The organism is Oscillospiraceae bacterium (genome assembly GCA_031265355.1).
Lineage (GTDB): Bacteria > Bacillota > Clostridia > Oscillospirales > UBA929 > JAIRTA01.
The window spans coordinates 1-20,724 of the sequence record JAISCT010000020.1 but is presented as its reverse complement, the minus strand read 5'-3'; the positions used below and the strand labels follow the sequence as shown (position 1 = coordinate 20,724).

Annotated in this window: 14 protein-coding genes; 11 read left to right on the top strand and 3 right to left on the bottom strand. The window is 62.4% G+C overall.

Translation table 11 applies throughout. The features are described from left to right. Positions 1 to 3: 3 nt before the first annotated feature. The 3 genes from LBK75_03015 to LBK75_03005 all read right to left on the bottom strand — a co-directional run bounded on the left by LBK75_03015 (position 4) and on the right by LBK75_03005 (position 3,074). A complete protein-coding gene (locus LBK75_03015; protein ID MDR1157264.1) occupies positions 4 to 1,269 on the bottom strand; it encodes a hypothetical protein in 1,266 nt (421 codons plus the stop codon). 38 nt (positions 1,270 to 1,307) lie between these two features. Further along, complete coding sequence (larB, locus tag LBK75_03010) at positions 1,308 to 2,060, bottom strand: nickel pincer cofactor biosynthesis protein LarB (protein ID MDR1157263.1); 753 nt, start codon at positions 2,058 to 2,060, stop codon at positions 1,308 to 1,310. A gap of 102 nt (positions 2,061 to 2,162) precedes the next feature. Beyond that, positions 2,163 to 3,074 carry a hypothetical protein gene (locus LBK75_03005; protein ID MDR1157262.1) on the bottom strand — a complete coding sequence of 304 codons (912 nt, stop codon included), beginning with the start codon at positions 3,072 to 3,074 and terminating at the stop codon, positions 2,163 to 2,165. Between the two features lie 625 nt (positions 3,075 to 3,699). On the opposite strand from LBK75_03005, the gene dnaA reads away from it, so the two are divergent. The 11 genes from dnaA to LBK75_02950 form a co-directional block, all read left to right on the top strand. Next, positions 3,700 to 5,007 carry a chromosomal replication initiator protein DnaA gene (gene dnaA, locus LBK75_03000; protein MDR1157261.1) on the top strand — a complete coding sequence of 436 codons (1,308 nt, stop codon included), beginning with the start codon at positions 3,700 to 3,702 and terminating at the stop codon, positions 5,005 to 5,007. A gap of 386 nt (positions 5,008 to 5,393) precedes the next feature. Beyond that, a complete protein-coding gene (gene dnaN, locus LBK75_02995; protein MDR1157260.1) occupies positions 5,394 to 6,512 on the top strand; it encodes a DNA polymerase III subunit beta in 1,119 nt (372 codons plus the stop codon). A 2-nt stretch (positions 6,513 to 6,514) separates the two neighbouring features. Beyond that, positions 6,515 to 7,642: a DNA replication/repair protein RecF gene (recF, locus tag LBK75_02990; protein ID MDR1157259.1), complete on the top strand. Its 1,128-nt coding sequence runs from the start codon at positions 6,515 to 6,517 to the stop codon at positions 7,640 to 7,642. Between the two features lie 75 nt (positions 7,643 to 7,717). After that, entirely contained in the window at positions 7,718 to 7,999 is a 282-nt protein-coding gene (locus tag LBK75_02985; protein ID MDR1157258.1) for a DUF370 domain-containing protein, read from the top strand. Positions 8,000 to 8,095: 96 nt separating this feature from the next. Continuing rightward, on the top strand, positions 8,096 to 8,836 hold the full coding sequence (locus tag LBK75_02980) for a hypothetical protein (protein ID MDR1157257.1): 741 nt from the start codon (positions 8,096 to 8,098) through the stop codon (positions 8,834 to 8,836). A 332-nt stretch (positions 8,837 to 9,168) separates the two neighbouring features. Continuing rightward, positions 9,169 to 11,097, top strand: a complete 1,929-nt coding sequence (gene gyrB, locus LBK75_02975; GenBank protein MDR1157256.1) for a DNA topoisomerase (ATP-hydrolyzing) subunit B — start codon at positions 9,169 to 9,171, stop codon at positions 11,095 to 11,097. Between the two features lie 74 nt (positions 11,098 to 11,171). Next, on the top strand, positions 11,172 to 12,845 hold the full coding sequence (locus tag LBK75_02970; GenBank protein ID MDR1157255.1) for an S-layer homology domain-containing protein: 1,674 nt from the start codon (positions 11,172 to 11,174) through the stop codon (positions 12,843 to 12,845). 70 nt (positions 12,846 to 12,915) lie between these two features. Then, complete coding sequence (locus LBK75_02965; protein MDR1157254.1) at positions 12,916 to 13,467, top strand: YcxB family protein; 552 nt, start codon at positions 12,916 to 12,918, stop codon at positions 13,465 to 13,467. Between the two features lie 104 nt (positions 13,468 to 13,571). After that, complete coding sequence (gyrA, locus tag LBK75_02960; protein MDR1157253.1) at positions 13,572 to 16,055, top strand: DNA gyrase subunit A; 2,484 nt, start codon at positions 13,572 to 13,574, stop codon at positions 16,053 to 16,055. 46 nt (positions 16,056 to 16,101) lie between these two features. Beyond that, a complete protein-coding gene (gene rnhA, locus LBK75_02955; GenBank protein MDR1157252.1) occupies positions 16,102 to 16,545 on the top strand; it encodes a ribonuclease HI in 444 nt (147 codons plus the stop codon). Positions 16,546 to 16,920: 375 nt separating this feature from the next. Continuing rightward, the coding region (locus LBK75_02950; protein ID MDR1157251.1) for an InlB B-repeat-containing protein at positions 16,921 to 20,724 on the top strand (3,804 nt) is incomplete at its 3' end.

Below are 20,724 nucleotides of genomic sequence, written 5' to 3'. Positions count from 1 at the left end.
GGCTTATGTCTCCTCCCGGGGCGGGCGGCGGCGGGCGACCCATCCCGCCAGATTCTCCTGCCGGGCGCGGGCGATGGCCAGCGCCCCGGGGGGCACCGCGTCCGTGACGGTCGAGCCGGCCGCCGTATAGGCGCCCTGTCCCACCGTGACGGGCGCCACCAGGTTTGTGTTGCAGCCGATGAACGCGCCGTCCTCCACGACGGTCCGGCGCTTCACCCGTCCGTCGTAGTTCACCGTGATGGACCCACAGCCGATGTTGACGCCTGCGCCGACGTCCGCGTCGCCGATGTAGCTCAGGTGCGGGATCTTGCTGCCCGCCCCCACATGGGCGTTTTTGAGTTCGACAAAGTCCCCCACCTTGCCGCCGTCCTCCACGACGCTGCCGGGGCGGAGATAGGCAAACGGCCCCACGCGCACGCCGCGGCCAAGCCGGCTCTCGTGCACATGGGAGGCGACGACGGCGCACCCATCGCCCACCGCGCTCGCCCGCAGCAACGTGTGCGGGCCGATTTCACAGTCCTCGCCAATCTCACAGCCGTCGCGCAGGATCACGCCGGGCAGGATCGTCGTGTCGCGCCCGATGACGGTGTCGGCGTCGATATAGGTGTGGTCCGGGTCCAAGATCGTCACGCCGCCGCGCATGTGACGCGACGCGACGGCGCGCTGCATCGCCCGGCGCGCCGCGTCCAGTTCCGGCGGCGTCGTCACGCACACCGCGCCGCCCGCGCCGTCGGAAACGAAGAATTCCCCCAGCGGCAGTCCCCGCTCCCGCATGGCGAGGCAGGCCAGCGTGAAGTCGAAGCGGTCGTCTAAAAATGCGAACAGCCGCCCGGCCGCCGCCCCCGCGAAACAGTAGAGCCCGGTGCGGTGTTCGTCGTCGGTCAGCAGCTCGGTCAGCAGCTGCCCGCCCCCCGTGTGGGCGGCCGCCATCGCCTCGACGGCATGGGCCGTCGTGAGCAGCGGGCGCATGACGGCGACGGTGTCGCCGTCGCCGAAGGCAAACGTCAGCAGATCCTGCCGCAGCGTTTCGGATCCCGCGTCCAGCAGCACGGCGCCGCCGGCCTGGGCCGGGAGACAGGCGCGCAGCCGGTCGTCCCACACGTCGCCGGCGCGCACTACGCAGAACGTGCGGACCCCGGCGGCGTGCAGCGCCTCGGAGATCCAGCGCAGCAGCGGCCGAAAGAGAATCTCATGCAACAGCAAAGGGGTCTTCGACGCCCCCGCCGCCGGCGACCCGGCGGCCCAAATCACAGCGCGTACGCAGCCCATTCTCATACCCCTCCCAAAATACCAATAATCCCCAATTTTCAATTCTCAATTGACAAGATGCGCGCGGCCAGCCAGGCGGCGCCAAACCCGTTGTCGATGTTGACGACGGCGAGGCCCGCCGCGCAGGAGTTCAGCATGGCCAGCAGCGCCGTGACTCCCCCGAAGGAGGCCCCGTACCCCACGCCGGTGGGCACGGCGACGACGGGCCCCGGCACGAGCCCGCCCACCACGCTGGCGAGCGCGCCCTCCATGCCCGCGACGACGATCAGTACGTCGGCCGCATACAGCCGGTCCAGATGGACCAGCAGCCGGTGCAGCCCCGCCACGCCGACGTCATAGATCCGGTCCGTCTGAAACCCCAGTACCTCCGCGACGAGGGCGGCCTCCTCGGCCACGGGGACGTCGGCGGTGCCCGCCGAGACGACCCCGACGCGCCCCGGGCGCGTCCGCGGCGTCCGGACCACCGTCACGAGCCGCGCGGCCTCATGATACACCGCGTCGGGCGCGGCCCGCGCCACGGCGGCGGCGGCGGCCTCGTCGGCCCGCGTGGCGAGGAGCCCGGGCCCGCCGGCGGCGAGCAGTCGGGCACAGATTGTCTCGATCTGCGCCGGCGTCTTACCGGGGCAGAAGACGACCTCGGGAAAGCCCTGCCGCAGCGCCCGCTGGTGGTCGAGTTTGGCAAAGTCCAGATCCTCGTACGGGAAATCGCGCAAAAACCGCAGGGCCTCCGCGTCGTCCGCGCGGCCCGCCCGGTACTCGTGCAGAAATGTCAGCAGTCTCTCCCTGTCCATGGCGCCTCCTCCGGCGGTCCTCCGTCGCCGCGCGCGGCGACGGAGGACCGCGTGCTGAGTTCTGAGTGCTAAGTGCTGAGTGACGGCTGTGTGAGCGGCCGCTCAGTCTATGTCCTCCGCTACGGTTTCCGGCGGCGCGTCGAGCTGCTCGGGCCGCTTGAAAATGTCCTCCACCATGCGCAGGATGGCGGAGAAGTAAAATCCGTCGCAGATACGCTCGTCGAGGGTCAGCGTATAATCTAAAAACCGCCGCATCGTCACCTGCCCGTCCTTGTCGGTCACGAAATCCTTCTGTTTGGGGCCGAAGGCGAGGAAGAGCGGGCAATTGCCGAAGTCGTAGAGGTGGTGGTGCACTGGGGGCAGGTTGATGGACCCCAAGTCCGTGATAAACAGGCTGCCGTGAAACGGACTGGCGCGGTAGATGGCCTTGGGCATGAGACCGATGTAGTCCAGCTTCTTCAGCAGCCAGACGAGCCACTTCAGCGCAAAGCCCGGGATCTTCATCAGCACGCGGGCCATGTTGTCCATGTCGTTCGAATCGCCGGTGCGACGGGCCTCCTCCAGCGCCTCGGCGAGCCGGCGGTGGATGACCGTCGCGGTGTCGGTGGGCAGACAGGTGATCTTGACCACAGTCTCCTGCCCGGAGACGGACAGTTCCTTCTTCACGGTGAGGATGATTTCGATGTTGTGGCGCGCGAAGAAGCGCTGCCCGGCGATGAACCGGTTGACGCCGGGGCGCTGCGAGACGATGCGCACGTAGAGGCTGATAAAAAAATGCAGCATGCCAAAACCCTTGAGGCCCTCCACGCGCTTTTGCCGGATGTAGCGCTCGGCCTCGCGCACGAAGGCGCGGCCATGGAAACTGTTGGAGGCGCCGGTGCGCGTCGGCATCACATAGGGAATGATGATGTTCATCGGGTCCATGGAACGCAGCCGCCGGCCGTCGTATCGGTCCCCCCGCCGGCGCCGGCGCATGGGCGCCTCCGCCCTCGCCGGGCTCTTCGGATCCGTCATCGTCTCGTCTCCCTCTCGCCCGGATACGCACGCGGTCTGTATCCGGAATGTTTATATAAGCGCAATTATAACAAACTGGAATCGAAGGCAGGCCATGCGCAGGCCGCGCCGGTCCGAATCCGGTGCTCTTAGTACCTTGTTGCCGCGAAGCGGCAACAAAAACAAGAATTTGGGTTGTGGGTTGCAGATGCAACCCACATTAGGACATCCGCTGCTCACCACTTCAGTATACCGATTTTGCGTGGAAAGTACAACAACTTTTTTGTTCCGCACACCGGATGGCTGTGTGACCCTGAAAAAACTTACTTTTTCGGCACACCGTACGTTTTTTGTCTACACCCCTTGCGAAGCGGGGGAAATTTTTGATATAGTATCATCGGATTTATATCCCCCGCGTGCTTTCACTGGCGTGCGGCGGTGGCGTTGCAATCTTGACCCGGCTGTAAAAATGCGATACAATAACGTGGGTTGCATCTGCAACCCACAACCCAAATTCTTGTTTTTGTTGCCGCTTCGCGGCAACAAGGTACTATATAGAATGGGAGCGGGGCCGTCATAGACACACCGCCGCGGCGCCCAAAAGGGACGCCGCCCGCGTACGCCCGCCGTATAAGGGGATTTTTCCATGTATACGCAGGAAGAGCTCTGGAACCACATTTTGGCGGAACTGGCCCGGGACAATTCCCGGACCGTGCTGCGCACGTGGTTCGAGGACATGCAAATCCTCAAGAGTACGCCGGAACACTTTGTCCTCTACACGCCGCCCGCCTTTAAGCGGGACATCGTCCAGCGCCGTTATCTCGACCGTATCCGGGACATTCTGGAGGGGCTGCAGGGCGGGCCGGTGCTGGTGGAGATCCTCACCGAGGAGGAACTGGAGGAATACCAGCGGCGGGAGCATCTCTCCGAGGAGACCTCCGAACAGCAGCTCTTCACCTTCGACCGCTTCGTCGTCGGGTCCTCGAACAAATTTGCCCACGCGGCGGCGCAGGCCGTCGCGGACGCGCCGGCCAAGGCCTACAACCCCCTGTTCATCTACGGGGGTTCCGGCCTCGGCAAGACGCACCTGCTGTACGCCGTCATGGACCGCATCAGCCAGCTCTACCCGTCCTTCACGATTCATTACGTCACCGGGGAGCAGTTCACAAGTGAACTCGTCACCGCCATCCGAGTCGGAAAGAACTACGAGTTTCACGAGACCTACCGAAAGCTGGACGTCCTGCTTGTGGACGACATCCAGTTCATCGCCGGCAAGGATTTCTCCCAAGAGGAATTTTTCTATACGTTCAATGCCCTGTACGAGTCCGGACACCAGATCGTCCTCACCTCCGACCGGCCGCCGAAAGATATGAACCGGCTGGAAGATAGGCTGCGCTCCCGCTTCGAGTGGGGGCTCATCGCCGACATCCAACCCCCCGACTTCGAGACGCGCATGGCCATCGTAAACGCAAAGGCCGCGCGCCTCGGTCTCACAGTGTCGGAGGACGTGGCCGAGTACATCGCCAACACAATCACCGCCAACGTGCGCCAATTGGAGGGCACCGTCAAAAAAATGCTGGCCTACCGGGATCTCATGCACAGCACACTCGATCTTGAGAGCGCGAAACGCGCGATCTCCGACATTGTGCGAGAGAGTCCGGGTCTCGCGCCCACGCCGCAGCTAATTTTAGAAGAAGTTTGCGGTTACTACGCCTTGGACCCGGCGCTGATCCTCAGCGCAAACCGGCGGGCCGATCTGGTCACCGCCCGGCAAGCCGCCATGTACCTCTGCCGCCTGCTGACGGACCGCTCTCTCCACGACATCGGAAAGTTTTTCAAACGCGACCACACAACCATCAGCCACGGCTGCGAACGGGTGGAGCAGCAAAAATCTTCCGACTCCGCCTTTGCCCGCGACTTGCAGACCATTGTTGAAAACGTCAAAAGCCGGTGATGAAAATTGACAATGGATAGTTGAAAATTGATATTTTTTTATTCGTCTATTCCTACATCCAAAAAAATGAAGTTTTCCATTCTCTATTCTCCACATATCCCCCGTCTCCGGGGGACAGGGGATGGGGACAGCGGCCGCAGATGTGAGAGCGGGGACGCTGTCCCCCGCCGCCGGGTCGGATGTCCCAAGGCTGTCCCCCACGGCTGTGCGGCGCGCATGCCCTTCGCCGCAGTCGTTTGAAGCGGTTATCCACTGTCCACCGGACTACCGCTTCCTATGCCATCGTATTAGTATATTCTTTTCTTTTCTAGAACAGAACACAAAAATAAAATTTCCTTCCGGCGGCGTGCGCCGGATATCCATCTTTTGAGAGAGGAGGGGCGTTTGTGAAATTTTCCTGCGAGAAAGCGCTCCTGCTGGCCGCGATTTCCAATGTATCCCGCATTGTTCCCTCCCGCAGCAGCATCGCCGCACTGGAGGGGATTCTGCTCGAAGTCGGCGACCAGCTGCGCCTGACCGGATATAACTTGGAGGTTGGTATCCGCGCGGAACTGAATGTAAACGTGGAAAGGACGGGTAGCGTCGTCATTGGCGCACGCCTGTTGAGTGAGATCGTACGCAAACTCCCGGACGACGTCGTGACATTCGATCTGCGGGACAAACTGGTGATGAACATCCGTTGCGGCCAGTCTGTTTTCGACATTGCCTCCTGCCTGGACGGCGCATCGTACCCGGAACTGCCGACGGTGTCGGAGGAACAGGCGGCCGCCCTGCCCCAGGCCCTGCTGCGCGGGATGATTCACGAGACGATCTTTGCGGTTTCTGAAAACGAAAACAAGATCATCCACACCGGATCCCAGTTCAACTGGGGAGACGGAAAACTCATCGTCGTCTCAGTGGACGGCTACCGGCTGGCCTTGCGGCGCGAGACGACGGAGGGCGGTTTTTTGGGGAGCTTCGTCGTACCCGGCGCCGCACTGCGCGAAGTCGAGCGGTTGCTCTCCGACAAGGAAAGCGAGACGGTGAAGCTCGTGCTGGGCGGCCGGCATATCTCATTTTTGCTGGGGGACACCGTCCTGGTCACGCGGCTGTTGGAGGGAGAATTTTTAAACTACAGGACAGCCATGCCCGAATCGCTGCCCATCGACGTGCGGCTGAACATCCGGGCGTTCACGGCCGGCATTGAGCGCGTGAGCCTGCTGATCAACGAGAAGATCAAAAATCCGGTGAGACTGTTGGTCCGCCCGGACGGCGTGGATCTCTCCTGCCGGACCTCCTTGGGATTTGCCGCCGACGCGTGCGAGGCCGAAGTAACCGGCGCGCTGCCGAGCGCCGGCTTTGAGGTAGGATTTAACCACCGCTACCTGCTGGACGCGCTGCACGTGCTGCCCGGAGAAAATTTCCGGCTGAAGCTGCTGAGCCCGCTGGCGCCTTGCGTGTTGATGCCGGACGAGGGCGACGCCTATTTCTACATGGTGCTGCCGGTGCGGCTGCGCGCCGACTGACGATGTACATCACGCGGCTGGATCTAAAAAACTTTCGCAACCTGACCGCCCAGACAGTCGTCTTTTCGCCCCATGTCAACGTGGTGATGGGCGACAACGCCCAAGGGAAATCCAACCTGTTGGAGGCCGTGTTTTACTTTGGCGGCGGCAAGAGCTTCCGGGCGCGGCGGGAGCAGGAGTTGATCCGATTTGGGGAGACGGCGGCGGTGCTTACCGCCCACATCGTCTCCGGAAGCCGCTCACAGACATTGGAGGCGCGTTTTTCCGCCGGCGCCCGGCGGGTGCTGTCTGCAAACGGCGCAAAACTGTCCTCGCCCCGAGAGCTGGTGGGACGGCTGCCCTGTGTGTTCTTCGGACCGGAGAATTTGGACATCGTCCGCGCCGGCGCGGCCTCCCGGCGGCGCTTTTTGGATCTGGCGCTCTGTCAGCTCCGCCCGCGCTACCTGACGGCGCTCAGTGAATACGTCCGGCTGTACGGGCACAAGACGCGCCTGTTGCGCGACAGCCGGCCGGGCACGGCACTGCCGGACGCCCTACCGGTGTTCAACAACCGGCTGGCGGCCGCGGGGGCGGCGCTTACCCGGTACCGACTGGACTTCGCCGCCCGGGTAACGCCGGCGGCGGCGGTCCTGCACGGAGCCATTTCCGGTGGGCGGGAGGCGCTGTCGCTGCGCTATGTGACGCACGGCGGCCTGGGTCCGGACGATCCGGAGGAGGCCCTGGCGGCCGGGCTGCTCGCGCTGATGGAGGAGCGGGCGGAAGCCGAACGGGCGGCGGCGCGCTGCCTGGTCGGGCCGCACCGGGACGACATCGAACTGCTGCTGGACGGTATGCCGATGCGCGCCTTCGGTTCCCAGGGCCAATCCCGCACGGCGGCGCTGGCCCTGAAACTAGCCGAGCGGGACATCTTCCGGGAGGAACTGGGCGAGCCGCCGGTATTGTTGCTGGACGACGTGCTCTCCGAGCTGGACGGCCGCCGGCAGGACTTCATCCTGCACCGGCTTGAGGGCGGGCAGGTGATCATCACCAGCTGCGAACCGGGCCGCGCGACGAGACTTCCGGAGGGAAAAAATCTGCTGGTGGAAAACGGCCGCGTCACGGCAGATAACAACGGATCAGATAACAGATAACAGTTGGGGACGGCCGGAACGGCAAGTCGCCGCGTCGCACAGGCCGCCGGAGGCGGCTGATACAGGGGGGCGGAAATGTATCTTCATTTGGGCAGCAACGTCGTGGTGCCGCACGCCGCGGTGATCGGGGTATTTGACCTGGAGCTCACGTCCCAATCGCGGCTGACGAAACAATTTTTGACCCGCGCGGAGCGCGAGGGCCGCATCGAGACGGCCTCGGACGATCTGCCGGCCTCGTTTGTCCTCTGCCAGCGCGACGGCGGCGCCCGGGTCTATCTCTCCCAGATCTCAGCCGCCACCCTCGCAAAGCGGTTTGAAAAAATGTCCGGATTTTCGCGTCAGGGAAAGACAGGATAATCCGGAAAGATTGTCCTGTCGACGAAATCTGCGCGAACAATATGAAGAGATGGGGGTGTCGTTCGCGAACAATATGAAGAGATGGGGGTGTCGTTTATGAAGCGGATCATGATAAGTGTGATGGCAGCAGCAATGCTTTTCGGCCTGACTACAGGCGTTCCCTCTGTCAAGGCCTCGCCCACTATCGGCCAGGCTGTATATGAGAGATACCTGAAGAGAGTCGATTCCATCGTTGACATAATCAATGATTTGGGCGGCGATACGGATGCAGACAACCTTGCGTACAACAAAGACTTCCCGCCCTCCTCCGTTAAGCCTGCAGCGAGCACCAATGACGACGGCGATTTGACAGTTGATAGTTCCTCTGCAGGCGTAACAATCGCTAACAGCGATCCGGCACTCTTGGCGTTTGCAGAGAAGCTAGTCGATGAATTGTTTGGCGACAGCGGGTTGTCTGCCGAAGAACGAAACCAGCTCATTATGGATACATATGAAAAATATGACACACAAAACCTTGAGACTCCGGGCATATACAACGAGGATACTGCCGTTGATGATCTGACAGCGTCGGCAAATAACACCCCAATCACAGAAGAAGATGAAAGAGTTGCAAGGGAAGTTGCTCTGAAATATTATAGCATCATGCCTTTCTCGGATGATATTGAATCCCTTGTCCGCATGGAAAATTTGAAGAAGTATAAAGCATATATACCAAAAGGAGAAAAAGAAGCGATTATCGTGTTTGAAACGACAATTTCGTCGATGGACCCTGCGAGGGGTATTATCTTAATAAAATCGAGTGATGGGATATGGGAAGTGGTCAATGAAGGATACTGAATAGAGCGCGAAATAACAAAAGTGCCTTTATATCAGAATCACCAAAAATACCTGAGAAACAAACCCACTTTTATTCCGCGCCTTCCACTGATTCCGCGCTCTGTTACGCTCACAAATAGCCAAACACAAGAGGCGGGGGGATCCCCCCGCTATTTTTATGCCCTTTTTCAGAGTGAGAAGCGGGCATTGACCCGGAAGCTAAGCTTTTTTGTCGGAGAGAAAAATCCCCCAAAAATGATTGAAATCGACATGATTTTGTGATATACTGTTCAAATGAGGGGCCCCATTGCCTGAAAGAGACCGGACGGGCGCCCAGATGCGGGAGGTCATCCATGAACGAGCACATCGAGTCCCAATACGACGCTTCGCAGATCCAGGTGCTGGAGGGCCTGGAGGCGGTGCGCAAGCGGCCCGGCATGTACATCGGCACCACCTCGTCGCGCGGGCTGCACCACCTGGTGTACGAGATCGTCGACAACGCCATCGACGAGGCGCTGGCCGGTTACTGCACGCAGATCGACGTGACCATCGAGCCCGGCGACGCCATCACCGTGCGCGACAACGGGCGCGGCATCCCGGTCGGCATGCACGCCACCGGCAAGACCGCCGTCGAGGTCGTCTACACCATATTGCACGCCGGCGGCAAATTCGGCGGGTCCGGCTACAAGGTCTCCGGCGGCCTGCACGGCGTGGGCGCGTCGGTGGTGAACGCGCTGTCGGAGGCCCTGCGCGTGCGCGTGTTTCAGGACGGGCAGATCCACGAGATGGCCTTTCGGCGCGGCGACGTGACACAGCCGCTGCGCGTTGTCGGAGAGACGGAAGAGACGGGCACCGAGATCTGGTTCCAGCCCGACCCCGACGTGTTCGAGGAAACCGCGTTCGACTTCGACACCCTGCTCTCCCGGATGCGCGAGCAGGCCTTCTTGATCGCCGGGCTGCGCATCACCCTGACGGACCGGCGCGAGGAGCCGGAAGTGCGCAAGAGCCTGCACTTCGAGGGCGGGATCCGCTCTTTTGTCGCGTATGTCAACAAAAACCGCACGCCGCTGCACCCGGAGGTCATCTTCGTCTCCGGCCAGCGGGACGACGCCGTCGCCGAAGTGGCGCTGCAGTACAACGACTCGTACAACGAGACGATTTATTCGTTTGCCAACAACATCCGCACCACCGAGGGCGGCATGCACGAGACCGGGTTCAAAAACGCGATCACCCGCGTCATCAACGACTACGGGCGCCGCCACAATTTCCTAAAGCCGGACGACAAAAACCTGGCCGGCGAGGACGTGCGCGAGGGTCTCACGGCGGTCATCAGCGTGCGGTTGACCGATGCCCAGTTCGAGGGGCAGACGAAGACCAAACTGGGCAACTCAGAGATGCGCACCCTGGTGGAAGCGCTGATCGGTGAAAAACTGACCGACGTTTTGGAGGAGAACCCCGCCGTGGGCCGGGCGATCCTCGACAAGGCCGTCACCGCCGCACGGGCGCGCGAGGCGGCCCGGCGGGCCCGAGACCTCACGCGGCGCAAGACGGCGCTTGACGGCGCGGCCCTGCCCGGCAAGCTGTTCGACTGCAACGAGCGGGACCCGCGCCTCACGGAGCTCTACATCGTCGAGGGCGACAGCGCCGGCGGCTCGGCCAAAGACGGGCGCGACAGCCGTTACCAGGCCATCCTGCCGCTGTGGGGCAAGATGCTGAACGTCGAAAAGGCCCGGCTCGACAAGGTCTATGGCAACGAGAAGCTGATGCCCATCATCCTGGCGCTGGGCGCCGGCATCGGCGAGGAATTCGACATCGCGAAACTGCGCTACAACAAGATAGTGCTGATGGCCGACGCCGATGTGGACGGCAGCCACATCCGCACGCTGCTGCTCACATTCTTTTTCCGCTTCATGCGTCCGCTCATCGAGGAGGGGCATGTGTACATCGCACAGCCGCCGCTCTACAAGCTGGCACACGGCAAAAAGGTCCGTTACACTTACTCCGACCGCGAACGAGACGCCGCGCTCGACGAGATGAGCGCCGGCGACCCGGTCGTTCGGGCCCGCATCGACGTGTCACGCAACAAAGGCTTGGGCGAGATGGACGGGATAGAGCTCTGGATGACGACGCTGAACCCGGAGTTTCGCACCCTTCTCCAAGTGGAGCTGGACGACGCCGTCGCCGCGGATCAGATCTTCACCATACTCATGGGCGACCGGGTGGAGCCCAGGCGGGAATTCATCGACCAAAACGCCAAGTACGTGGTCAACCTGGACGTGTGACGCGCAGCCCGGAGTGCCCGGAAAAGAAACGGGCAAAAGCGCGGTGAGGCTTTTTGAGGGGCGGAGGTCTGGGGATGAAAAAGGCGACCTGTCTCTTGCTGGTGCTGACGTTGGCGTGGCCGGCTCTCGGCGCGGCCTCGCCGGCCCGGGCGGTTTCGCCCGTCTTCGGGCGCACGGTGGCGATGAACACGTGGAACGCCTTCGCCGTCCGAACCGACGGCAGCCTCTGGGTCTGGGGCCAGGAGGCCCGCTCGGGGCCGGAGGACCGTGAGGACCGGGGCGGTTGGGTCGCGGAGACGCCGCTGCCCGGGGGCGAATGCCTGACGGCCCGGCGGGTCGGGGCCGAGATCATCTCCGTGGCGGCGGGCTCGGAGGTCTTTGTGCTGAAGGCCGACGGCGTCGCGCGGACCTACCCGAACGACATCCGCTGGGACAAAGACATCACGGCCGGGACCCAGGTGATGGACAACGTGCGCGCCCTCGACGCGGGGGCCGGGCTGCTCGCGACGGTTCGAACCGACGGCAGCCTCTGGGTCTGGCACAGCGCCGTCACGGCGGCTGCCCAGCGGCGGGACGCCGGCACGGCGGACGTCTCGCTCGGCGTTGAGAACGGCCTTGCCATAGGGGCCGACGGCACGCTTTGGTTCTTTGGCTTCGACAACGGGCAGCTTGCCGCTCCGCCGGCGGGGCGGACAGGGGACTATATCTCCGAGCCGGTTCGGGTGATGGGCGGCGTCGCGTCCGCGGCGCCGTCGTTTGCCAACGTGCTCGCCGTGGGGACCGACGGCACGCTCTGGGGCTGGGGCCGCAATGAGAGCGGACTCCTGCTTGCCGCCGCGGAGACGCGTGTGCGCACGCCCCGGCGGATGCTGACGGATGTGGCAAAGGCGGATCAGAGCGGTCGGCACGCCGCCGCCTTGAAGCGGGACGGCAGCCTTTGGACATGGGGAGAGAACGCGGCCGGTCAGCTCGGGGACGGCACGACGCAGAACCGATCTGCGCCGGTCAAGGTGATGGACGCCGTGGCCGACGTCGCGGTCTTCGGCGCCGCGACGCTGGCGCTGAAGACCGACGGTACGCTGTGGGCCTGGGGCTCCAACCGGAGCGGCCAGCTGGGGCTCGGTTACCCGGACGCCGATTCGCACCCCGTGCCCGTTAAAATTTTGGACGGCGTGGCCCTGCCGGGTACGCCGCTCTCCGCCCCCGCTTCGTGGTCGCTTTCCGCCGTGGAGGAGATCCGCGCGCTCGGACTCGCGCCCGACGCGCTGCTCGGCGGGTACCAGACGGTCATGACCCGCGCGGAGTGCGCCCGGCTGATGATGTCGCTGCTTGAGAAAGCGGCCGACGAGCCGGCTGCGGCGCTGACGAGCCGGTTTGGCACGCGGAGCGTCGCCTTCGCAGATACGAGCGACCCGGACATCCTAGCGGCCGCGGCGCTGGGCATTGTCGACGGCGTGGGCGGCGGGCGCTTCGCACCGGAACGCCCCGTCACGCGGGAGCAGATGGCCCGGATGCTGCACGGGGCCGCCGCGGTTCTCGGCCTGCCGGAGGGGCGGGCCACGGCTCCTGTCTACGCCGACGCGGCGGACGTCGCCGTCTGGGCGCGGACGGATGTGACGTTCATCTCGGCACACGGGGTGATGGGCGGCGTGGGCGGCGGACGGTTCGCCCCCAAGCGCCTCTGCACCCGTGAAACCGGCCTGGTGGCGGCGCTGAGACTATACAAACTGTTAAAGGCAAATCAATAAATACAAATCGCTATCATATAGAGAGCCCCGTCCCGGGCCGCGCGGCCCGAAGACGGACAGGAGACCCGCTATGAACAAGACGACCGCTCTCCCGCCGCCGCTGCTGACGGTGAATGTTCGATACGACTACGAGAGTTTTCTGGCTTACTGGCGTTTTTCCATGTTCCGGGGCCCCGGGCCGGACTGGCTGAAGACGGGGCTGCGCGTGCTCTGGCTGCTGCTGGGCGTCATCCTCTTTGTCATCGGCGTCCGGATGACGGACCTCGCCTATACGGCGCTGGGGGCGATCCTTCTCACGGCGCTGGCCGTCGTGATGATCCGCTTCTTCTGGTGGCCGGGCGTCCACTACAAGCGGGCGGGTGCGTTGTACGGCGGGGATCTGTGGCTCGCGTTTTTCCCCGCTTTTCTGGAGGTCGTGGGCGGCGGTCGTCTGGCCAAGAGTCTCGCCACCTATGAGTACGGCGCATTCTCGGCGGTCTACGAGACGGCCGGCGCCTTTTACCTCTACCTGCTCAATGGGACATGCTTTCTGATCCCGAAAAAATATCTCCGCCCGGACGAGCCGGACCGGCTTGAGACGCACCTGCGGAGGGTGTTCGGCGGCAGGTATCGGTCGCGCTGAGGGCCCGCCGGTCCGGACGGCCGAGCGCTCCGCCCGCGTTCAGGGGTGCCCAAAGTGATATACAGGGCGTAAAATTTAGAGATAATATTACTGGTGGTGTATAAATGAGCGATCAGAAACATCCCGTGGATTTTGAAAATCAGAAGATCGTCCCCGTGGATCTCGAAAGGGAGATGAAGCGTTCCTACATCGACTATGCGATGTCGGTCATCGTCGGCCGGGCGCTGCCAGACGTGCGCGACGGTCTCAAGCCCGTGCACAGGCGCATCCTCTACACGATGTACGAGGAGAACCTGACGCCGGACCGGGCGTTCCGCAAGTCGGCCACCGCCGTCGGCGACGTGCTGGGTCGCTACCACCCGCACGGCGACAGCTCAGTCTACGACGCGCTGGTGCGCATGGCGCAGACCTTCTCGATGCGCTATCCGCTGGTAGACGGGCACGGCAACTTCGGTTCGGTGGACGGAGACCCGCCGGCCGCCTACCGTTATACCGAGGCGCGCATGTCCCGGATGGCCGTGGCCATGATGGCGGACATTGACAAAGAGACCGTCGACTTTGTCCCGAACTTCGACAACTCGCGCAAGGAGCCCTGGGTGCTCCCGTCGCGCTTTCCGAACCTGCTGGTCAACGGTTCGGTCGGCATCGCGGTGGGCATGGCCACAAACATTCCGCCCCACAACCTGCGCGAGGTGATTGACGCCGCGGTCCTCGTCATCGACAACCCGGAGGCCGATTTAAACGACTTGATGGAGCACATCCAGGGGCCGGACTTCCCCACCGCCGCGAGCATCCTCGGCCGGGTGGGCATCCGCGCGGCGTACGCCACTGGCCGCGGCCGCGTGAAGGTGCGCGCCCGCGCGGAGATCGAGGAGGACAAGGGCCGCTCCCGCATCGTCGTCACGCAGCTCCCCTACCAGGTCAACAAGGCCCGGCTGGTCGAGTCCATCGCCGAATTGGTGAAGAACAAAACCGTGGAGGGCATCTCGGCGATCCGCGACGAGACGGATAGGGGCGGCATGAAGGTCGTCATCGAATTAAAGCGCGACGCAAACGCCCAAATCGTGCTAAACAAGCTGTACGCCCACACGGCCATGCAGACGACGTTTTCGATCAACATGCTGGCGCTGGTAGACGGCAAGCCGAAGACCCTGTCACTGCGCGAGGTGCTCGACCACTACATTGCCCACCAGCGGGAGATCGTCGTGCGGCGCACACAGTATGACCTGCGCAAAGCCCGCGAACGGGCGCACATCTTGGAAGGGCTGCGCATCGCGGTGGACAATCTCGACGAGGTCATCGCCATCATTCGCGCCGCATACAACGATGCGAAGGCCCGCCTGATGGAGCGCTTTCAGCTCTCCGACGCACAGGGGCAGGCCATCGTCGACCTGCGTCTGGGTCGTTTGCAGGGGTTGGAGATCGAGAAGATCGAGACGGAATACCAGGACCTGATGGAAAAGATCCGCCGCTACCTCGAGATCCTCGGGAGCGATGCCATCGTGCTGGAGATAGTGCGGACCGAACTGCTCGAACTGCGCGACAAATTCGGCGACGAGCGCCGTACCGAGATCGTGCCGGTGGACGACGAGATCGACATAGAGGATCTGATCGAACGGGAGGACTGCGTCTACACGCTGACCCACGCCGGGTACATCAAGCGTCTGCCCAAGTCCACCTATCGCGCCCAGCGGCGCGGCGGGCGCGGCGTCACGGCGCAGACGATGCGCGAGGAAGACTATGTGGAGGAGCTGTTCGTGGCCTCGACGCACGACGTGCTGCTCTTCTTTACGAACCGCGGGCGGCTGTATCGCAAGAAGGGCTACTTCGTCCCGGAGGCCGGACGCGCGGCCAAGGGAACAAATCTTGTGAACCTGCTGCCGCTTGAGGGCGGCGAACAGGTGACGGCGATGATCCCGGTGCGGGACGACGAGCCCAGCCGCTATCTCGTGATGATCACGCGCAACGGCACGATCAAGCGCATCCGCCTCGAGCGTCTCGACACGAGCCGCAAGAGCGGCATCCGTGCGCTCACGCTGGAGGAGGGCGACGAACTGATTGCCGTGCGCAAGACGGACGGGGACCAGGCGCTCATCCTGGCCACGCGCGAGGGCATGGCCATCTGTTTCAACGAGACCGACGTGCGCGAGATGGGCCGGGACGCGGCCGGCGTGCGCGGCATCCGGCTGGATCCGGGCGACTATGTGATTGGCGCGGCGCGCACGCACCTTGGCGGCACGCTGCTGACCGTCACAGAGCGGGGTTTCGGCAAGCGCACCGATTTGGACGAATACAAGCGCGGCGGCGAGGCCCAGCGGCGCGGCGGCAAGGGGCTCAAGAACCACACGCTGAACGAGAAGACGGGCAAGGTGGCCGCTATCAAGATTGTCGACGACGACGACGACGTACTCATCATCTCGGATGACGGCACGATCATCCGCATGGCCGCGAGCGACATCAACTGTTACTCCCGGAGTGCGCAGGGCGTCATTGTCATGCGTCTTGCCCCGAGCGCGAATGTCATTGGCGTGGCCCGCACGGCCCGCGAGGAGGAGCCGGACGACGAGGGTGAGGAGACCGATGCATAGTCCGGCGGATCGGGACCAAATTGAGATCGGAGGCGCCGCATCGGGGATAAAAGCCGTGGACATATACACCGACGGGGCCTGTCTGGGCAACCCGGGTCCGGGCGGCTGGGGCGTACTTCTCCGCTACGGCGCGCGCGAAAAGGAGCTCTCCGGCGGCGCGGCCGCCACGACAAACAACCGCATGGAGCTGACGGCGGTCATCGAGGGCCTGCGGGCACTGCGGACGCGCTGCCGCGTCACGGTGTATTCCGACTCGCGCTACGTGGTCGACGCGATGCGCAAGGGCTGGGCGCGCGGCTGGCGCGCGCGCGGCTGGCAGCGCGCCGACAAACAGCCGGCGCTGAACCCAGATCTGTGGGGAGAACTCCTGACGCTCTGCGAGACCCAGGACGTGACCTTCGTCTGGGTCCGCGGCCACGCCGACAACCCCGACAACAACCGCTGCGACGCCCTGGCCACCGCCGCCGCCGCCGCGCAGGACCCGGCGTGAGGCGGAGTGGAGAGCAGTGTATTGGCATATTTTATGGGAATTAATTGAAAACACATATTTTGTAGACAGATAAGCGTGTAAACAGCAAAAAACACCGTTTTTATAGTAAAAACGGTGTTTTTTGCTGTTCTGATAAGGTATACCTTTTTGAAAACGCATCACAGTCGCTGATGTTCCTATTATATTGCACGCATTTCGCAATGTCAAGGGCTGTATGCGATATTTTTTATGCGTTTCGACCAAAATTGACTGGGCTTCTCTACAAAAATGACAAATTCAAAAAGGTATAGCATAGCAGGTTGTGTAGGAAACGCTGAAAGGACTGTGGCCCAAGGGTCCCCCCGAAAAATTCAATTCGAAAAGGAGAGAAACGCAATGAGAAACTTCCAAAAGGCTTTGGCGCTGGTGCTGGTTCTGGTACTGGTCATGGGAACGGCTCCTGTCGTGCTGGCGGACGATCCGGAGCCGTTCCGCCTCGTGGAGGCCAGGGTGGTCACCGAGGTGCTCGACTGGGGCGAGTCAGTCACCGCCATACGCATCGAGTACAACGACGAGATCTCGTGCAGGGCCATCGAGTACTCGCTGGAGCACGCGAACAGAATGACCTACAAAATGGTCAGCAACAGGGATATCGTAAACCTGTACGTCAACAACAGCGGCAGGAAGGACGATGTCCAGCTCAAGGGCAAATACGTGTTCATCAACCTCGGCGTCGAAAGCGAGGACGTTACCACATACCGCGATCAGATTGTTTTCAGAGGCAACAGGTTACAGGCCGGCGCCTTGACGCTGCATGCAACGCAGTCCCTGCCTATCACATCGGTGAGTGGAAAGGTGTGCGCGCCCAACACATTCAGTACAACTGCCAGTGAGATGAACGCCGAAAAGAACCGCGTTCACCCCGCCTTGACAGCCGAAGTTCTCGGACCGAACGTGATTGAAGTGCGCACCGCGTCGACGGAAGTGCGCACGGTGCTTGACGACTTTAGGACATTTATTTACAGAGACCCGGCCACCCCCGAGAACTATCTGAAATTTCATCTCTACATCCCGCCGGAATACGACATGGCCAAAGCTGACAGCGAGGGAGACCCCCTGCCCCTTGTCGTTCATTACCCCAACGCAGGCGACAGCAGCCTTGAGGACGACATGCACATCACCAAAGGCGCGTTGGCGCGGGATGAAGACGATCTGCCGGAATGGCCGGCGACAGGAAGCACGATCTCGGGACTGAAACGGCACATGGGCGCGCTGATGGCCCACCCCGAAGCCGTGTACTGGGCCGATGCGGAGGCGCAGGCGGCACACCCGAGCTTTGTGCTCAGCATCGCCGGGCCGACCACGGGCGGATACCCCGGCAGCGGAGCGTTTTCGCTGTTTGGGCCGGGCGGCGCCAACTGGGATCAATGGTATCAATTGTCCCCCATGCAGCAGGACTACATCAAGGTCATGCACTGGATCATGGACACATTCAACGTCGACACATCTTCTGTTGTCGGCATGAACCTGATGGACGGCGCGACGTCTCTCTATGCCACCCTGATCCCCCATTGGGACGCCGTGGCCAACGAGGAAGAGGGGTTCCCAGAAGTTGACATCTTCTCCGCTTTGGTCATCAACGGCATGGATGGGTACAATACGTTCGCCAACAACACCTCCCTGCCCGGCCCGCTGAGCAAACCTTACGACGGCACGCCAACGACATTTATGAACATTCCGAACTTGAACTTTGAGCAGTGGCTGCGGTACGCCGACGGACAGATCACCAAGATTTTTGACATGGCGCCGATGTGGCTGATTGGCGGCCACACCGACCGCACCGGACCGGTTTACGGCGATCAAACCTACGTGGGCCAAGATTACGGTACCGGTTTCGGCGGCTTTTTCAGCGGAGAGGCTGTCGGACGCATCAAGGGCGAGCGGATGTTCGATTTCGCTCACAGGCTGAACGCGGCGGCGGGGGAAACGGTCGTTGTGGTCAACGACTGGAACACCATGTGGAACGGCCTTGTCAACCAAAATCCCACGTCGAACCCGGCGCTGAAGGGAGACGCGACGGAAAAGATGGCCAAAGCGCAGTGGGATGAGGCCAAGGCGCTCGGCGTGAATGTGATTTACTCCTCCGTGATGCCGGGCACCCTTCCGCAGACCTCGCACTGGGTCTGGAACGCCGCGAACCGCAACCGCGTCGTGCAAGACTGGGCGTTTTCTCAGGTAAAAGGTGAGCACGAAGGATTCGACAGAACTGTCCTCGACGACGTGGACTACGATGTGAATCTCAATGAGGAAACAGGCGGCGGCGTTGTTTCCTATGATGGGATGAGCCCCAGGACCCCGAGAGTGATCCCGGACGACGCGCCGAGACTGGCGGGGACAAACGCCATCAAGGAAGCCAGGTTGGTCACCGAAGTGCTTGACTGGGGCGAGACCGTCACGGCCATCCGCATTGAGTACGCCGAAGAAATCCTCTGCGACGCGATTGAGTATTCTGTCGAACACGCCGACAAGCAGAGCTATCAACTGGCCACCGACCGCGATATCGTGAACCTGTATGTGAACAACAGCGGCAAAAAGGACGAGTACCAGTCGCAGGGCAAATATGTGTTCATCAACTTAGGGCTAAACAGCTGGGACTTCACCTCTTACCGCGATCAGGTCTGTTTCGACACCAGCCTGCGCATCAGACCTCGGATCAATCCCTATTATGTCTATCAGGCATTCCCGGTCATGACGGTGAATGGGAACGTGATCGAACCCACAGGCGTCACCACCGCCGTCGGCCCGATCCGCGGGACGCTGTTGGAGACGGAGGCCGGTGGAGAGTGGCTGCCCAACATCGCGCAGATGGACGTCTGGTCAACCGAGGTGCGAGGGACCATTGACGATTTTAGATCGTTCAAGTACACCAATCCGGCGGACAAGACCACAACAAAATTCCATCTGTATATCCCCGAAGGGTACGAAACGTATGACGAAGACGCGAAGAACATCCCTCTCGTCGTACACTTCCCTTCCGGCGACACCGCCTATGTGGACGACGTTCTTGGCGACGCGGACGCCAGCCGGCAGATGGGCTCGCTGTTTACCCATCCCGACGCGGTCATCTGGGGCAGCGAAAAGGCCCAGGCCTTGCAAAAAGCGTTTGTGCTGACGCCCGGACCGGGTTGGAACGGCAATTACATGTACATCGTCAAGGAGCTGGCGGAAAATCTCAACATTGACATCGGCAGGATCTATGCCATCAGTCTGGCGGCCGGTTCTACGCCCATGTGGAACACCATCCTGGCAAACCCCGGCGTCTTCGCCGGTTATATCAGCACCGCCTACGACCCCTATCACGCATTCGCCGGCGGCGCCGGCGAATACGCGGACAGAGCCAAGAACGCCGAAGATACGTTCGAACGGCTGCTAAACGAGCTGCCCGGTTGGAACTTTGCCGGTTTGACGGACGGTTCCGGCAGTCCTGTGTCAGGAGATCCTGAGGCCCGCCTAAAAGGCGAACGTTGGCGCGATATCGGCCTCCTGATGAACGGCGGGGCATACAACGACGGCGAGGGATACAACATTGACATCAGTTGGGGAACAGACGGCGAGCTGATGTGGAACGGTATGCTGCGCGGCCGAAAAGCGGAAGCCGAGGCCAGGGTGCAGCTCGACCGGGCCGGCGCCAGCGGATCGGACACCTTGATCACCCTGTTTATCCCTGGCACTGTTTTGCAGACGATGCACTGGTCCTGGATGGCCGCCTATACCAACGCGGTCACGTGGGAGTGGCTCTACGCGCAAGTCAGGGAGGACGCTGTCGGAACGGCGAATATTGTCGCGCCGGCGCCCACGTATATCATAACACTTGACCCGAACAACGGCGCGGCCTCGACGAGTTCGACAACGGGAACGGACGGCAAGCTGGCCGCCCTGCCGGAACTCACAAGGAGCGGCTATCGGTTTGACGGCTGGTTCACGGCGGCGACCGGCGGGACGAAGGTCACAACGAGCTATGTGTTCGACGGCGACACCGCGATTTACGCGCAGTGGACATACACCGGCGGCGGCGGTGGCAGCAGCAGCAGTGCGCCCGCAAGCTTTACGGTGACCTTCAACAGCCAGGGCGGCAGCGCCGTGGCGACGCAGACGGTGACGAGCGGCCGCGCCGCGACAAAGCCCGCGGACCCGACGCGC

Excerpts from the sequence above, each read along its gene's own strand:
- LBK75_03015 (MDR1157264.1), bottom strand. The coding sequence starts at position 1,269 with ATGGGCTGCGTACGCGCTGTGATTTGGGCCGCCGGGTCGCCGGCGGCG.
- larB (MDR1157263.1), bottom strand. The coding sequence starts at position 2,060 with ATGGACAGGGAGAGACTGCTGACATTTCTGCACGAGTACCGGGCGGGC.
- LBK75_03005 (MDR1157262.1), bottom strand. The coding sequence starts at position 3,074 with ATGACGGATCCGAAGAGCCCGGCGAGGGCGGAGGCGCCCATGCGCCGG.
- dnaA (MDR1157261.1), top strand. The coding sequence starts at position 3,700 with ATGTATACGCAGGAAGAGCTCTGGAACCACATTTTGGCGGAACTGGCC.
- recF (MDR1157259.1), top strand. The coding sequence starts at position 6,515 with ATGTACATCACGCGGCTGGATCTAAAAAACTTTCGCAACCTGACCGCC.
- LBK75_02985 (MDR1157258.1), top strand. The coding sequence starts at position 7,718 with ATGTATCTTCATTTGGGCAGCAACGTCGTGGTGCCGCACGCCGCGGTG.
- LBK75_02980 (MDR1157257.1), top strand. The coding sequence starts at position 8,096 with ATGAAGCGGATCATGATAAGTGTGATGGCAGCAGCAATGCTTTTCGGC.
- gyrB (MDR1157256.1), top strand. The coding sequence starts at position 9,169 with ATGAACGAGCACATCGAGTCCCAATACGACGCTTCGCAGATCCAGGTG.
- LBK75_02970 (MDR1157255.1), top strand. The coding sequence starts at position 11,172 with ATGAAAAAGGCGACCTGTCTCTTGCTGGTGCTGACGTTGGCGTGGCCG.
- LBK75_02965 (MDR1157254.1), top strand. The coding sequence starts at position 12,916 with ATGAACAAGACGACCGCTCTCCCGCCGCCGCTGCTGACGGTGAATGTT.
- gyrA (MDR1157253.1), top strand. The coding sequence starts at position 13,572 with ATGAGCGATCAGAAACATCCCGTGGATTTTGAAAATCAGAAGATCGTC.